At 29.7% G+C, this 15682-nt stretch carries 16 protein-coding genes; 12 read left to right on the top strand and 4 right to left on the bottom strand.

Going from position 1 to position 15682, the window contains the following annotated elements:
* Positions 1 to 353 precede the first annotated feature (353 nt).
* From ACO5J6_RS03745 to ACO5J6_RS03700, 10 genes are all read left to right on the top strand, one after another.
* Positions 354 to 848 carry a GyrI-like domain-containing protein gene (locus tag ACO5J6_RS03745; RefSeq protein WP_485642153.1) on the top strand — a complete coding sequence of 165 codons (495 nt, stop codon included), beginning with the start codon at positions 354 to 356 and terminating at the stop codon, positions 846 to 848.
* An 18-nt stretch (positions 849 to 866) separates the two neighbouring features.
* Entirely contained in the window at positions 867 to 1499 is a 633-nt protein-coding gene (locus ACO5J6_RS03740) for a GyrI-like domain-containing protein (RefSeq protein ID WP_485642152.1), read from the top strand.
* A gap of 10 nt (positions 1500 to 1509) precedes the next feature.
* The gene (locus ACO5J6_RS03735; RefSeq protein ID WP_485642151.1) at positions 1510 to 2028 is read left to right on the top strand and encodes a ClbS/DfsB family four-helix bundle protein; all 519 of its coding nucleotides are present in this window, start codon (positions 1510 to 1512) and stop codon (positions 2026 to 2028) included.
* A gap of 137 nt (positions 2029 to 2165) precedes the next feature.
* Positions 2166 to 2774 (top strand): DJ-1/PfpI family protein, encoded by a 609-nt coding sequence (locus tag ACO5J6_RS03730; protein WP_485642150.1) that lies wholly within the window; start codon positions 2166 to 2168, stop codon positions 2772 to 2774.
* A gap of 241 nt (positions 2775 to 3015) precedes the next feature.
* On the top strand, positions 3016 to 3747 hold the full coding sequence (locus tag ACO5J6_RS03725; RefSeq protein WP_485642149.1) for a hypothetical protein: 732 nt from the start codon (positions 3016 to 3018) through the stop codon (positions 3745 to 3747).
* A 204-nt stretch (positions 3748 to 3951) separates the two neighbouring features.
* Positions 3952 to 4872: an N-acetylmuramic acid 6-phosphate etherase gene (murQ, locus tag ACO5J6_RS03720; RefSeq protein ID WP_485642148.1), complete on the top strand. Its 921-nt coding sequence runs from the start codon at positions 3952 to 3954 to the stop codon at positions 4870 to 4872.
* A 384-nt stretch (positions 4873 to 5256) separates the two neighbouring features.
* Positions 5257 to 6681: a PTS transporter subunit EIIC gene (locus ACO5J6_RS03715; protein WP_485642147.1), complete on the top strand. Its 1425-nt coding sequence runs from the start codon at positions 5257 to 5259 to the stop codon at positions 6679 to 6681.
* A gap of 5 nt (positions 6682 to 6686) precedes the next feature.
* Positions 6687 to 7475: an alpha/beta hydrolase gene (locus ACO5J6_RS03710; protein WP_485642146.1), complete on the top strand. Its 789-nt coding sequence runs from the start codon at positions 6687 to 6689 to the stop codon at positions 7473 to 7475.
* A 139-nt stretch (positions 7476 to 7614) separates the two neighbouring features.
* Positions 7615 to 9420, top strand: a complete 1806-nt coding sequence (gene pbp4b / locus ACO5J6_RS03705; protein WP_485642145.1) for a penicillin binding protein PBP4B — start codon at positions 7615 to 7617, stop codon at positions 9418 to 9420.
* Positions 9421 to 9562: 142 nt separating this feature from the next.
* On the top strand, positions 9563 to 10633 hold the full coding sequence (locus tag ACO5J6_RS03700) for a MupG family TIM beta-alpha barrel fold protein (RefSeq protein WP_485642144.1): 1071 nt from the start codon (positions 9563 to 9565) through the stop codon (positions 10631 to 10633).
* Positions 10634 to 11078: 445 nt separating this feature from the next.
* Here ACO5J6_RS03700 and ACO5J6_RS03695 read toward each other — a convergent pair whose 3' ends face one another.
* The 4 genes from ACO5J6_RS03695 to ACO5J6_RS03680 form a co-directional block, all read right to left on the bottom strand.
* Positions 11079 to 11711 (bottom strand): thioredoxin family protein, encoded by a 633-nt coding sequence (locus ACO5J6_RS03695; protein WP_485642143.1) that lies wholly within the window; start codon positions 11709 to 11711, stop codon positions 11079 to 11081.
* A 146-nt stretch (positions 11712 to 11857) separates the two neighbouring features.
* Positions 11858 to 12424 (bottom strand): alkyl hydroperoxide reductase subunit C, encoded by a 567-nt coding sequence (gene ahpC, locus ACO5J6_RS03690; protein WP_485642142.1) that lies wholly within the window; start codon positions 12422 to 12424, stop codon positions 11858 to 11860.
* A 269-nt stretch (positions 12425 to 12693) separates the two neighbouring features.
* A complete protein-coding gene (locus ACO5J6_RS03685; RefSeq protein WP_485642141.1) occupies positions 12694 to 13032 on the bottom strand; it encodes a hypothetical protein in 339 nt (112 codons plus the stop codon).
* Between the two features lies 1 nt (position 13033).
* Positions 13034 to 14269 (bottom strand): DUF1576 domain-containing protein, encoded by a 1236-nt coding sequence (locus tag ACO5J6_RS03680; protein WP_485642140.1) that lies wholly within the window; start codon positions 14267 to 14269, stop codon positions 13034 to 13036.
* Positions 14270 to 14425: 156 nt separating this feature from the next.
* Here ACO5J6_RS03680 and ACO5J6_RS03675 point away from each other — a divergent pair, with 156 nt between their 5' ends.
* Together ACO5J6_RS03675 and ACO5J6_RS03670 are read left to right on the top strand one after the other, a co-directional pair.
* Positions 14426 to 15310: a tetratricopeptide repeat protein gene (locus tag ACO5J6_RS03675; RefSeq protein WP_485642139.1), complete on the top strand. Its 885-nt coding sequence runs from the start codon at positions 14426 to 14428 to the stop codon at positions 15308 to 15310.
* Positions 15311 to 15331: 21 nt separating this feature from the next.
* Positions 15332 to 15583 carry a hypothetical protein gene (locus ACO5J6_RS03670; RefSeq protein ID WP_485642138.1) on the top strand — a complete coding sequence of 84 codons (252 nt, stop codon included), beginning with the start codon at positions 15332 to 15334 and terminating at the stop codon, positions 15581 to 15583.
* Positions 15584 to 15682 lie beyond the last annotated feature (99 nt).

Raw genomic sequence — 15682 nt, 5'->3', positions numbered from 1 at the left:
TCATATTTTTTGTATTATAATAATTATAGAAAATTTTAGAAAGGAGAGATATTTATTTTATAATGAAACTGATTTAAGATAAAACTGGAAGATTTCAGTTACTTCATTTCTATAAAAATTTATCAGTTCAATATTACAGGAAATAGCTTTTATCCCGTAATTTTAGGTAATAACATAGAAAAATAGGAAATTTTATAAAAAAGTATTTTAATTTTAAAGAAACATTTGTCAGTGATTGGTATATCAGTTTGAAACATAAGAGCAACTTTGAGATAGCAATTATAGATAAAAATATGAATATATTGTTAGAAAGAAAAAATGAGGAATAATAAATTAATAAAGGTGGTATAATTATGAAATATGAAATAGTGGAAATCAGTAAAAAAACTCTTGTTGGATTAAAGGCGAGAATAAAGGAAGAGAAAACAGCACATGATACAATCTGGAATTTATGGAAAGATTTGTATTCTGAAAAAGGTGTCAAAAATGTAAAAGATAGAAAAAACGGTAATCTTATGGGAGTTTATTATAACTACAGTAATGAAAATGGCTTTGAATATGACTGTCTTACAGGTTGTGAAGTAAAAGGTATAGCTGATGAAATTCCTGAAAATATGATAAAAATAGAAATTCCTGAGGGAAAATATGCAAAGTTTGTTATTTTTGGAAATCCTGAAAAGGCTGTTGGAGAATTTTGGTATAAATTTTGGGAAGAATTTGGAAAGGAAAAATCTGATATAAGAAATTATACTTATGATTTTGAAGAATATATAACTAAAGACAACTATGAAATATCAGGTGAAAGCTATGAAAATATGGAAATTCACATTTATATCAGCATAAAATAATATTAGGAGATGATAACTATGGCATTTGATTTTAAAAAGGAATTTAAAAAATTTTATAAACCGTCGGGAAATCCTGAAATTATAGAAATTCCTAAAATAAATTTTATAGCAGTACGGGGAAAAGGAAATCCTAATGAAAAAGAGGGGGAATATCAGAAAGCAGTTGAAATGTTATATGGAGTTGCCTATACTCTTAAAATGAGTTATAAAACAGAATATAGGATTGAGGGTTTCTTTGAATATGTTGTTCCTCCGTTGGAAGGGCTCTGGTGGCAGGAAAATGTAAAGCATGAAAATTATCTGTTAAACAAGGAATTATTTAACTGGATTTCTTTAATTAGAGTGCCTGATTTTATTAAAAAGGAAGATGTAAAATGGGCTATAAAGTGTGCAACTGAAAAAAAGAAAAAGGATTTTTCAAAAGTTGAGTTTTTCAGTTATGATGAAGGACTTTGTGTACAGTGTATGCACATCGGTTCTTATAATGATGAACCTGAAACTATTCAAAGAATGAATGACTTTGCACAAAAATGCGGATATAGTATTGATTTAACAGGTGAAAGATATCACCATGAAATTTATTTGAGCGACCCAAGAAAGGCAAATAGTGATAAATTAAAGACAGTGATAAGACAACCTGTTAAAAAATAAGGAGATAATTATGCAGGAATATTTGAATAGAAAAGAACTGATAAATGAGATAAATAAAAGAGCAAAACTGTTTATCGACGAATTTGAAAAGATAACAGATGAAAATAAAGATACTTTGGTAGAAGGAGTGGATAGAAGTCCTGCACAGATGATAGCTTATCAGCTGGGTTGGATGAAACTTGTACTTTTATGGGAGGAAAAGGAAAAGAAAGGGGGAAAAGTGGTTACTCCCAAGGAGGGATATAAATGGAATAAATTAGGAGATCTTTATAAGTCCTTTTATGAGGAATATAAAGATTATTCTATGGAAAAACTGATGACAGAATTTAATATATCAGTGGAAAAAATGATTGATTTAGTAGAAAGCTATACTGAAAAAGAGTTGTTTGAAACAGGAGCAAGGCAATGGGCTTCTTCCACATCAAGTAACTGGCCTGTCTGGAAATGGATACACATAAATACGGTTGCTCCTTTTAAAACTTTCAGGACAAAAATAAGAAAATGGAAAAAATTAAATCAAAAAAATTAAAAATTTGACTTTTTTATAGTATAGTTTATAATATTTCAAATTCTTTTATAGTTTTTTAAAATAAAATTATTACAAAAATAATTTTATTTAGTTTTAAAACGGACTATTTATTATAATAAGAAAGGATAAAACAATAGATGAAAAATATAGTTTTTATAATTTTAGATAAATTTGCAGATTGGGAAAGTGCATTTCTGGCAGCAGCATTAAATAACAGGGCAATAACTGAAAATTATACTGTCAGTTATGCTTCAAATGATAAGAAAATAAAGACATCAATTGGAAATTTAAAGGTGTTGCCTGATATTACAATAGATGAAATATCTGAAAATGTTGCAGGACTTATTTTGATAGGAGCGGACAAGTCATGGAGAAATTTAGATAAAGGGATAAGCAAAAAAATCATTAATCTTGTTAAAAAAATTAAGAATAACGGAAAAACAATAGGTGCAATCTGCGACGGTGCTTATTTTCTTGCAGTAAACGGGTTGTTAAATGACTGTAGACATACTGTAAACAGCCTTGAAGAAATAAAAGATGATGAAAATTATACAAATTCCCAAAATTATATAAAGACAGATATAGAGTCAGTTATTGATAAGAAAATAGTAACTGCAAAAGGAGACAGTCCTGTACATTTTGCAGCCAATGTAATGAAAGCTTTGGGAGATATTTCTGAAGAAATGATAGAGATATTTTATAATATTTATACAATAGGGTTTGATAAGGCGATGATGAAAAAATAATTGATATAGTATATTATTTAGAAATAAAAAAGTTATAATAGCAGTGATAACAACACATATATTTTTTCTGTATTTATTGTAAAATTTCAAAATTTTAAGACAATTTTTAACTAAATAATATATGTATCAACATATTAATTATGCTCTTTATTTTTTAGATTATTTTTGATATAATTAAACCAATGAAAGATTATGTATTATCTTGATTTATACAAATAATTAATAATGAAAGGGTTGAATTATGAATTTTAAAAAGATTTTGAAATTATCATTACTTACAATGATTATATTTTTAGTACAGAGCTGTATAACTGTGGAAACTGATATGAATATAAATTCGGATTTTTCAGGGACTACTAATTCAAAAATAGCGATAGTGAAAGGTGCAATAACTGAAGAGCAGTTAAAAATTGAGATATCCAAACTGGGAATTGAAAAATATACATTAAAAAAAGAGAAAAGCAGTGATGAAGAGACTGACAGATATACTGTTGATATTAACTGGAAAACGGAAGATGATTTGAGAAAAATCCTTAAATTTATAGGTACAGGAGGAAAGAATTCTAATATTACAGGAAATCTTTCAGGTCAGCAAAGTCAAAATTCGGGAAAAAATGGAGAAAATAAAGATAGCAAAGTAGAAGCAAAAAAAATATTTACAAAAGAAAAAGGCGAAATAATTGTAGATATGGGAACTTCTAAAATTGCAAAATTGACAATTAAAGTAAATGGAAAGATAATTTCCGAAGAAAATCAGTCAGGAGAAATAGCTGATTCCAAGAAAGAAATTACATTTTATGAGGGCGACAAAATACAGTTCAAATATAAATCAGGAAACGGCTTGACAGGAATAATTTTTGGAGTAGCAGTATTGGCAGTATTAGGAATCATAGGAACAGTAATATTCAAAAAAATGAAAAGTAAAAAAAGTGAGACTATAGAAGAAATTGAAGTGAATGAATTTAGTCAATAAATTGAGATAAAAAGGACTGAAATTTTTCAATCTTTTATTTAATGATACAAAATGTATTTCTTAGGAATAGATGAAATGTCTATTCCTTTTTTTATTATTTTGAAAAAAATAGGCTTTTTTATTTTGTAATTTTTGAAAATCATTTTCAAAAAGACTTCCATTTAACAAAAATCGGGTTATAATATTATGGAAGGAGTGATAAAAATGATTGACCTTAGTAAACTGTCTACTGAAGAAAACAATCCTAACAGCAAAAACATTGAATTACAGGATAGTTTCGAAATTATAAAAAGGATAAATGAAGAAGATAAAAAAGTCGCATTTTGTGTGGAAAAAAAGTTATCAAGTATTTCCCGACTGATAGACGCTATACTTTCAAAATACACGAAAGATACGAGAGTGATATACGTGGGAGCGGGAACATCAGGAAGACTGGGGATACTCGACGCTTCTGAATGTCCTCCCACATACGGAGTTTCATTTGAAAAATTTCAGGGAATAATAGCAGGTGGAAATGAAGCTATATTTAAGGCTCAGGAAAATGCTGAAGATAATAAGGAGCAGGGTAAACAGGATTTAATCAGTCTGAACCTTACTGAAAATGACGCTGTCATCGGACTGGCAGCTTCAGGGAGAACGCCTTACGTGCTTGGAGCGGTAGAATATGCAAACAGTATAGGAGCAGTTACAGGGAGTATAACCTGTTCGGAAAATTCCGATTTGTCTAAAGTGAGCCAGTATCCTATAGAAGTTACCGTAGGACCTGAAATTGTTACGGGATCTACAAGGATGAAAGCGGGAACAGCTCAAAAAATGATACTGAATATGATTTCAACAGCCATTATGATAAAAATGGGAAAAGTATTTTCGGGATATATGGTTGATGTAAAAACTTCCAATAGTAAATTAATTGAAAGAGCTAAAAGAATAATAATGAAAACGACAGGCAGTGATTATGAAACGTCAGAAAAAATTCTGGCAGCGGCGTCTAATGATGTAAAAGCAGCTATAGCTATGATACTCTTGGACATAGACAGGGAAACTGCAACGGAAAAGCTTGAAAAATACGATAACAATGTAGCAAAATTAATACATGAGTATTCCGATAAAAATGAAAAAAAATAAGGAGTTTGCTGAAAATATAATGAGGATGTCTCATAAGTCAAAAATAATTTTACTAACATAAATGTTATATATTTTTAAAAATCAACAGATATTATTTTTATTGATTTTATAAATATAGTAAAATATATAGAATTTATGATTTGGTAATTTTATTTACTTTATGAGACAACCCTATTGATTATTATAATATTCTTATATATTATGACAGAAATTATATCATATGATAGTTGATAATATTGAAATTAAAAAATGTAATGATAAAAAATCAAAATAATAAAAGTCAAAAATAAATAAAATTTAAAATTATTGGGATAAAAATATATTGTAAGAGGCAATAATAAAAGCAAAAAATTAAATAAAATTCAGAAAAAGGAGAAGAAGATTATGGATGCTAAAAAAACTGCAAAAGAGATTTACGAAATTTTAGGAGGAAAGGAAAATATCATTTCAAATGCGGTCTGTATGACAAGGCTTAGAGTGAAAGTCAAACAGGGAGTAAATATAGAAAAACTGAAAAAAGTTGAGGGAGTACTGAATGTTGTGGAAGCCGATACTTTACAAATAGTCTTAGGGCCGGGAAAAGTAAATTCGGTAGGCGATGAATTTTCAAAACTTACAGGGATTTCCTTGGGATTTTCCGATAATTCGGACATTAATGTAAAAGATGTGGCTAATGAGAATAAAAAAGTCAATAAACAGAAACATAACGGTCCTGTTCAGAGATTTCTTCAAAAAATAGCAAATATATTTGTTCCGCTGCTTCCCGGAATAATAGCGGCAGGACTGATAATGGGACTGACAAATGTTATAAATGTTATGACAAAAAATGCGTACAGTACCGTATGGTGGTTTGCAGCCATAAAAAGTGTCGGTTTTGTTATGTTCGGATATCTTGCCATATATGTAGGAATGAATGCAGCTAAGGAATTTGGAGGAACAGCAGTACTTGGTGGAATTATAGGTTCAATATTTGTTGCAAATCCTGTACTTCCCTTACTTTTAAAAGTCGAGGACAAGAGTGCGGTTATACTCCCTTTTACAGGTAAACCTTTTACTCCCGGTATAGGAGGACTGCTTGCTTCATTATTTATGGGTATAATAGTGGCATATCTGGAAAAACAGGTTAGAAAAATAGTTCCTGTAATACTTGATACATTCCTTACTCCACTTTTGACTTTGATTATAAGTGTGTTTATAGCCTTACTCATAATTCAGCCTGTAGGAACATTTATAACAGCGGGAATATTTAGTATTCTTGATTTTGCGTATAATAAATTAGGAATATTGGGAGGATATATTCTTGCGGCAGGTTTTTTACCATTAGTTTCAGTTGGACTACATCAGGCTTTGACACCTATTCATACATTGCTTAATAATCCTGAAGGACCTACAAAAGGAATTAACTATTTATTGCCTATACTTATGATGGCAGGTGGAGGACAGGTTGGTGCAGGAATTGCAATTTATATGAAAACTAAAAGTCAGAAACTCAAAAATATGACAAGGGACGCTCTGCCTGTAGGAATATTGGGAATAGGAGAACCTCTGATGTATGCAGTAACACTGCCTTTAGGAAAACCGTTTATTACAGCATGTTTAGGTTCAGGTATAGGAGGATTTTTAGCGGTATTATTTCATTTAGGTACTATATCCCAAGGAGTTTCAGGATTGTTCGGATTACTGATAGTAGTTCCTGGAACATGGCTATACTTTATAATAGCAATGCTTGGAGCATATGCAGGAGGATTTGTTTTAACTTATTTCTTTGGAGTGGATGATGAAAGAATAGAAGAAATATATGGAGAGTGATGAAAATGAAAAAAATAATAGCCTTTTTACTTTTTCTCTGTTCACTTTTAGGATTTGCCTTTGTTGAACAGGATATAAAAATATACAGTAAATCAATGAGAAAGGATATACCTGTAACGGTAATCTTACCAAAAGGATATTCCGCAGGAAAAAGCTATAATACTATATATGTTTTGCACGGCTGGTCAGGAAATAATAAAAATTATCCTGAAAAAACTTCCATAGGAAAATTGGCTGACCAGTATAACATTATTTATGTTTCACCCGACGGAAATTATGACAGCTGGTATATAGACAGTCCTATAAAAAAGGATTCAAAATACTATACTTTTGTATCAAAAGAGTTAGTTAATTATATCGATACAAATTATACAACTTCAAAGACTAAGGAACACAGGGCAATAACAGGATTGAGTATGGGAGGGTTCGGAGCTTTCTATATAGGTATCAAAAATCAGGATGTTTTCGGAAATATCGGAAGTATGAGCGGCGGAATGGACCCCGAACAGTATAAAGGCAACTGGGGAATAGAAAAAGTTCTGAACAGCGACTGGAAAGAATATAATATAAAAGATATATCTCACCAACTTATAGGAACAAAATCCAATATTATAATAGACTGCGGAGTAGATGACTTCTTCATAGAGCCTAACAGAGAGCTGCACAAAAAGCTTCTTGAGTTGAATATAAAACATGAATATATTGAAAGACCCGGAGCACATACTTGGGAATATTGGGATAATTCCATAAAAAGCCAGACTTATTTTTTCAATCAGATGTTTAATCGAAAATAGGATATATCAGGCAGGAGCTGATAAGATTTATATAAAAGTTCGATAGAAATAATTCAAAAAAGTGAAATGTTTTCTGAAAATTTAGTATTAATCTTATAATTCAGCAAAAAATAAGTTAGGAAAGCAGGAGGTGCATTTTATGAGAAAAATATTTTTTATATTGATTAATATGCTGATATTTCTGAATATATATTCTTATCAGATAGAAAAAAGCTTTCCTGTAAGTAAGGAAAATTTTGACGACTCCATACTTACAAACCAGATGTTTGAATTTAAAGCTTTTAAAAATCAGGGATATATAATTTTAGAATATGAAAATTTTGATAATGCCGATATTTATATAAACGGAATCAGATTAAAAACCGATGATTTAAAAGGAAAAGGAACAAAAAAAATAGATATTTCAAAAATAACTAAAAATGACAAGAATATTTTTCAGATTAGTAATTTAAACGGTAAAGTAAATGTAAAAATTCCTTATCCGACAATTACTGAAAATAAAAAGGAAAAAAGCTATAATGATGAAACTGTAAAATTTCTTGATGAATTTATAAAGGCAGAAGTAAAAGCGGGACTTCCGTCGGCTCAAATAGCGGTCATAAAAGACGGAAACCTTGAAATATTATCCAGTTACGGTTATGTAAATAACTATAATCAGGACGGTACGGAAATAAAGGATAAAGTGAAAGTTACCGATAAAACTGTCTATGATTTGGCGAGCAATACAAAAATGTATGCCGTAAATTATGCTATAATGAAGCTGGTATCGGAGAAAAAACTGAACCTTGATGACTATGTTTATAAATTTTATCCCGAATTTAAAGGAAATAATAAAGAAAAAGTGCAAATAAGCGATTTATTGAAACATCAGGCGGGATTTCCGCCTGACCCTCAATATTTCAATGATAAGTACGATAAGGATGACGGAATTCCCAACGGGAAAAATGACTTATATGCCATAGGTAAGGAAAATGTGGTAAAAGCAATAATGAAAACTCCTTTGATATATGAACCGAAAACTTCAACAAAATATTCGGATGTGGATTATATGCTTTTAGGGCTTATAGTTGAAAAAGTTACTTCTCAAGATTTGGATACTTACTTAAAAGAAAATTTTTATAATAAACTGAACTTGAAAAGAACGACATTTAATCCGCTGAAAAACGGTATCAATAAAAATGAAACTGCTGCAACTGAATTAAACGGTAATACAAGGGATAATACGATAGATTTCATAAATGCGAGAAAATATACCATTCAGGGAGAAGTCCACGATGAAAAAGCTTATTATTCAATGAAAGGTGTGTCAGGACATGCGGGATTATTTTCCAATGCCTATGAAGTTGCAAAATTGGCACAAATTATTGTGAATGAGGGCGGATATGACAACATTAGATTTTTTGATAAAACGACACTGGATAATTTTACAAAACCTAAAGATATAAACTCAAGTTTTGGTCTGGGCTGGAGAAGACAGGGAGACTTTATTTATAAATGGGCATTTTCAGGACTGGCTTCAAGAGAGACGGTAGGGCATACAGGCTGGACAGGTACGCTTACAGTTATAGAGCCGTCGCAAAATTTAGTTATTGTTTTGTTGACAAATGCAAAAAATTCAAGAGTAATAGACCCTGCAAAAAAACCTAATGATTTTTATGGAAATCACTACTATACTACTAATTACGGCGTAATAAGTTCCATAATAATAGACGCATTTTCAAATAAAAACGGTAAAAAGGATACAGATTTGAGAATGAACGGACTTCTTGAAGATTTAATAAAAGGAAAATACAACCTTATAAAAACTGACCCTGAATATAGAAATAATGCCGACGTAAGAGATACGGTCGAACTGATAAATCTGTTAAATAAAAGAACAGGAAAAATCAGCCCTGAATACAGACAGATAAAAGAAGAACTTGAAAAAATGAATTTGAGTAAATAGAATAAAAAATATAAATTTTCAATAATTTTATATTTTTTGAAATGTTTTTTGTTCTATATTGGAAATATCAAAATTAATAGATAAAAAAATATTCCAAGAAATAAAAGTTAGAAAAAATAAAAAATAAATGGGAAAAATAAATATGAAAAAAATTGTGGAAACAGGATTTTCAGTTTATCTAAGTACAGATATCGGGAAAAATGAAAATATTATAGAAAAAGCGGTGAAATCAGGAGCTGAATATGTATTTACTTCTTTGAATATATCCGAAGAAAAAATTGACAAACAGTCAGAGCTTGAAAAAATAATCAGGCTCTGTACTGAAAAAAAATTAAATCTGATAGTGGATATAAACAGTACGACTAAAGATATAATAAATCTGAATTTGGAAAATATATATCTTAGAATAGATGACGGACTGACTGCTGATGAGATTTTAAAACTTTCGGAGAAGAATAAAATAGTATTGAATGCGAGTACAGTAACGGAAGAAGATTTGAAATATTTGGAAAAACAGGGAATAGATTTTTCCAATGTACTTAGTCTGCATAATTTTTATCCTAAGAGATTTACAGGTGTTTCAAGGGAATATTTGCTGGAACAGAATTTAAAATATAAAAAATACGGGATAAAAACAATGGCGTTTGTAAAAGGAGATGAGTTGAGAAAACCTATATACGAAGGACTTCCTACCGTGGAAGAACACCGTAAAATGAGATTTCTCAAATCATGCCTTGATTTGCTGTCTTTGAATACTGATATAATTCTGATAGGAGATATAGGTTTGTCTTGTGAACATTGGAAAGAATTCAGTTATTTCAATAAGGGGGTGATACCTCTAAGAAATAGTTGCGATATACTGACAGACAGGATATTTCAGGATAGAACAGATTCATCTGAATATGTTGTAAGAGCAGTTTCTGACGGAAATATAGGAGAAACAAGAAAAAAATTTTGTGAATATATAACGAAAGAACTCGCAAAATACAAGATAGACATAGAAAAAATTTCAACTGAAAATCCTATAAAAAGAGGAGATATACTTGTAAGTAACAGTAAATATATGAGATACGAGGGAGAACTGGAAATAGCTCTTAAAAATCTGGGAATAGATGAGAAAAGATGTATCATATCAAAAGTTGTTGAAGAAGATATAGAATTACTCGATTATATAAGTATATTGAAAAAATTTGAATTTATAAAAAATATATAGAATAAAGTGTATAATAATGTATAATTCAAGAATATATAATTTAAGCAAATGAGTAAAATTTTGTAAATAAATATTTTCAGTATTATTTTTATTATAAATCTTTATTATAAATGATTTCAGCAGCTATAAAAGTTTGCAAATAGCATAAGGAAAGTAAATTTGTTTTTAAAAATTTACAAAAATATAGATTGATTAAATATAAATATATTTGGCAATTTAAAAAAAGCAAAATAAACTGCACCCAAAATCTTGGACACAAGATAGAGGGTGTAGTTTTTTTGCCTAATTTTTGTCTGTATGTTAGAATAAAAAAAGGAGAAGTAACTTCTTGTTATAACATAAGATAGTATATATAAAAAGCAAAAAAGAAACAGCTAAAAAAATACAAAAAATATAATAAACATAATAATTATAGAAACGTAATGATTATTCACCTACAAATTTTTTAAGCATTAACAACTAAATTGATAAGCTGTTCAACAGTCTGCTCTCCTACGGCAGCCTGTTTTCCGTTTATATATACAACAGGAACTCCCTGAATATTTTTTTCCGCGACTTCTTCTGGATATACTCCTCCGTCTACTAATGAAGCGGTAATATTAGGATTACTTAACGAGATAAGATTTAACGCCTGTACCACTTCAGGACATTTAGTACATGATAATGAAATAAATGTCTCGATATTTAAAGATTTATTGACTGATAAAACTCTGTTTATCTGTTCTTCTTCCAATTTTTTTCCTAATCCTGCAAGTCCTAAAATTGCAAGAATAAAGCTGTTAAACTCATGTCCTCCCGGAATACCGTAAAAATTTATCCCTGTTTTTTCATTATTTTTAAGCAGAGTAAATGAAACAGGTCTTGTTATTCCCGCTTTTTCTTCGAGGGAAGTATCTTCTCCAAAAGATTTTTCAGTATAATTTACTTTGTCGGATATTTCATCTATCTCAGTTAAAAAAGCTTTGAGTTCCAATGATTTCTGGCTGTCGTCAAGAAAAGACACTATTTCCACAGGCTCTGAAATCTTATCAAAATATCCTTTTAACTGTTCAACTATATTAGTATCTAAAAATGCCATAATTTTCTCCTTATAGTTTTTTTTTTAAATAAAATCCGAAAATATTCTCTATATCCAAACTTTATTATCAGTATTAAATGAATTTAAAAAATATTTTCGGTTCAGTTATAATATTTACTATTATAATATTTATTATTGAATAACAACTAAATTTTTCCTACTAAATCCAGTCCCGGTTTTAATGTAGCTTCTCCCTCTTTCCATTTGGCAGGACATACCAATCCCGGATTGTCAGCGACAAATTTTGCAGCTTTTGCTCTTCTTACCAGTTCTGCTGCGTCTCTTCCAATTCCTTCGTCATTTATTTCATAAGCGACGATTTTTCCTTCGGGATTTACTATGAAAGTACCTCTGAATGCAAGTCCAGTTTCTTCGTTCAATACTTCAAACATTCTTGATACAGCCATTGTAGGGTCTCCTATCATAGCATAAGTAACTTTTCTGATTGCGTCGGAATGGTCGTGCCACGCTTTGTGAGTAAAATGAGTATCTGTACTTACCGAATAAACATTAAATCCTAATTTTTTCAGTTCTTCGTGATTATCTTCCAAGTCCTCCAGCTCTGTAGGACATACAAATGTAAAGTCGGCAGGATAGAATACAAAAACATTCCATTTTCCTAACATATCTTTTTCAAAAGACAGTTCCTTAAATTCTTCATTATGATATGCCTGTACTGTAAAGTTTTCCAATTTTTTTCCGATTAAAGACATTATAATTCCTCCTATATGTTATTATTTTTAATTTAAAATGATTACAAAAATCTTTTGAATACATTATATATAAAAATAGTCTTTTTGTCAATTAATTTTATATTTTAGCTAATTTTCTATTTTTTATAATATCTATTTTCTATTTTTTATTATAAAATTTTGAATAATAAATCTTTTGAATAACATATATTTTATAAAGAAACTATATAGTTAAAAGTTATATTTAAAAGCTATAATTGAATAAAATAATTAAATAGAATATTTTATATTTATATATTTTTCTTTAAAATCAGCTCCAGTATGCTGTTTTCATATTTAATTTCAATAGAATCGCAAATTCTTGAAACAAGAATAAGCTCATCGGAATTTTCTCCTTCTCCCATAAGTTCCCAATATTCATCATATTCAACATCATGGTGTATAGCTGTCATTTTCTTTATTTTTTCATATTCTTTCTCGGATAGACTTATCAGCCCGTATGAAAAAACAGTGTATTGATTTTTTTCAGGAGCTTTGTCAACTTTAATCTGAAAATTTTCAGTTCCTTTTTCCAGATAAAAAGAAGTTATCTCATTTACTATTTTTGAAATTATTTTTGTTTTTTTCATTTCATTCTCCTTTCTGAAAAAGATTAAGTATGGGAACACTTATACTTGCTACGATACCTGCTGCCAGTCCCGTATTGTATAAATTTAATCCTCCATGTGCAGAGCCTATATTTGAGACAAGGCAGTAATTCAGAAAGCCTGCAATTATTCCCGGAAAAATGCCGAATTTCCCGCTGATTGGGGCAAGAGTAGTAGAAAAAAACAGTGTGATAGCAAAAGCTGTAAGAGATGTATTTTGCCTGAATAAGTAAAATGCAATAATAACACCGACTATTACAGGGGAAATATTTTTTATATGTTTTCCGAAACCTGCAAAAGCTATAACGGTAATCATTCCTGACAGAATAGGACCGTTGAACATAGGAAACAGTATGAGAATAAGTCCCAGACATAAAAATCCGAGTATTCCCATATTTATAACAACGACAGAAAATCCCTCTGTAACGGTAAAATCACTGACAAGCCTTCCCGAATGGGAGATTAGGCTTTTCAGTCCACTGAAAGAATATCCGTTTTTTATAAATCCGTAAATAATATAAAATAAAAAGATTGCTGAAAACAGTATTAACAGTCTATAATCCATTGTTTCCGTAAAGTCTTTTTTAAAAGAAACCTCGACTTTTGCTGCTTTTAGGATAGAATAGGACACTATTGCGACAAGTCCTGCTGCAAATCCCGTATTATAAAGGCTAAATCCTCCGTGTATATGTAAAACATGGGCGGAAATAGGAGGAATGACAAATCCTAAAATTATACCTGAAATAAGAGCAACAGCAATCCCTAATAATGAATATCCGAAAAATTCGGCTATAACACTTACAAAAGGTGAAAGAGAAGTAGAGAACATACATACTATTGCAACTGATTTAAAAGTTTTTTTATTCATTTTTGCGTATAAGTATGCTCCGATATAGAACGGTATTATATTCAGTATATTTTTTCCCATTAGGGAAAATCCGAGCATAAGGAATATTCCCGATATAACCAGTCCGTTTATTTTCATATCCATTTTATATAAAAGGTAAATGTTTATAAGTGTAATAATAGAAGCATTCAAAAGAGCTGCTTCTTTTCCTCCCACAAAAAAATAATCTGTAATGAGTATTCCGTCAGACAGAAGAATATTTTTCATTCCTTCGATTAATTTGTAGGGAGTTGATAAAACAATAGAATAAATCAGCATAATAAAAGGCAAAAGTGTAATGATAAGATATTCCTGTTTTTTTTCTTTTGTCATAAATTCCGATTTTCTCCTTTCCTGAGCTTAGTTTCTCCGATTTTTGACTATTAAGTATAGCATTATTTTATCGAAATGCCAATATGACGATATTTTTCTCATTTTTCTTTAATGTTTGTCTGATAATATTGAAATATAAATCTTAAAGAGGAAGTGATGAAAATGATAGAAAATATCCAAAAATTCACCGCTGAAAAAGGAAAAGGCAAAAAAATAGGCTTAAAATTTATTATAATGATCATATTTATATTAACAAGTTTTGGAATATTTTCCGACAATCTTTCAAAGGATAAAAAAGAACTTATTCAGTATAAAGTAAATAGAAAGTCTATAGATACTTATTTACGGGGAGAAAGTATGACAGAAAGAAACTGGAAAAGTGAAGAATTGAAGAAAATATATTTAGAAGCTGTCAGACTGGATAAAAGAAATTATATGGCATGGAAAGCTTTAGGCGATTATTATATGATGAATAATGATTTTCCTGACGGAGCGGAAGCATATGAAAATGCTATAAAAGCTAATCCTAAAAAACAGAGTCTGTATCTTGATTTGGCATTTATATACTATGAAATTTATAGTGATTATTCCCGTTCCAAAGATATTTATGAAAAAATAGTGAAATTGTTTCCCGAATCTCCCACAGGATATAGCGGTTTAGCAAACGTATACAGCAAAATGGGGAAATTTGAAGAGTCTATAAGAAATGCCGAAATGTCAATAAAAAAATATAAAAAGGATAAAACTGCCGGAACGGAAAAATCCGAATATTACAGCTATTATGATGATTACGGTGTTATGGAGCTTATTGAACAGAATATGTGGATTTATTATAAATATTTAGAAAATAACGAAAAAACTGTGAAATATATTATTGATAATTATTCTTATATAAAAAAACTGAATATTGACGGAAATCCCGCAGACGATATGAAAAACAGTATTATAACTACAGTCAAGGAAGCAAATTTGAAGATAAAATCTTCAGACAAAAAATTATATGAGGAAAATCTGAAAAAATTTAAAGAATTGGGGATATAAAAAAATTCAAGGAGAAAAATTATGGAAATTGCGTCATTAATTTTAGGAATTATTTCATTACTTATAACTTTTTTTACTAAGGGTACAGGCGGACTTATTTTGGCGGGAAGCGGTATAATGTTAGGTTTTTTAGGAAAAGAAAATGAAAAACGGAAAGAAATAGCAATTGCGGGAATGATATTCTCAATAATGGCTTTTGTATGGGGAGCGGCTATTATGTTTAATTATCCTCCTTCTTATTGGAAAAATCGGTATGTTCCGCTCTTGTATTAAGATCGGTTATCTAATTTTAACTTTGATATGGATTTGTTTTGTTAGCTGATTTTTAAAAATAAAAATAATGTAAAAAATATTAAGAAATATCATTTATGG

It is taken from the genome of Pseudoleptotrichia sp. (genome assembly GCF_057270515.1).
This window is presented reverse-complemented; position numbering and strand designations above follow the sequence as displayed.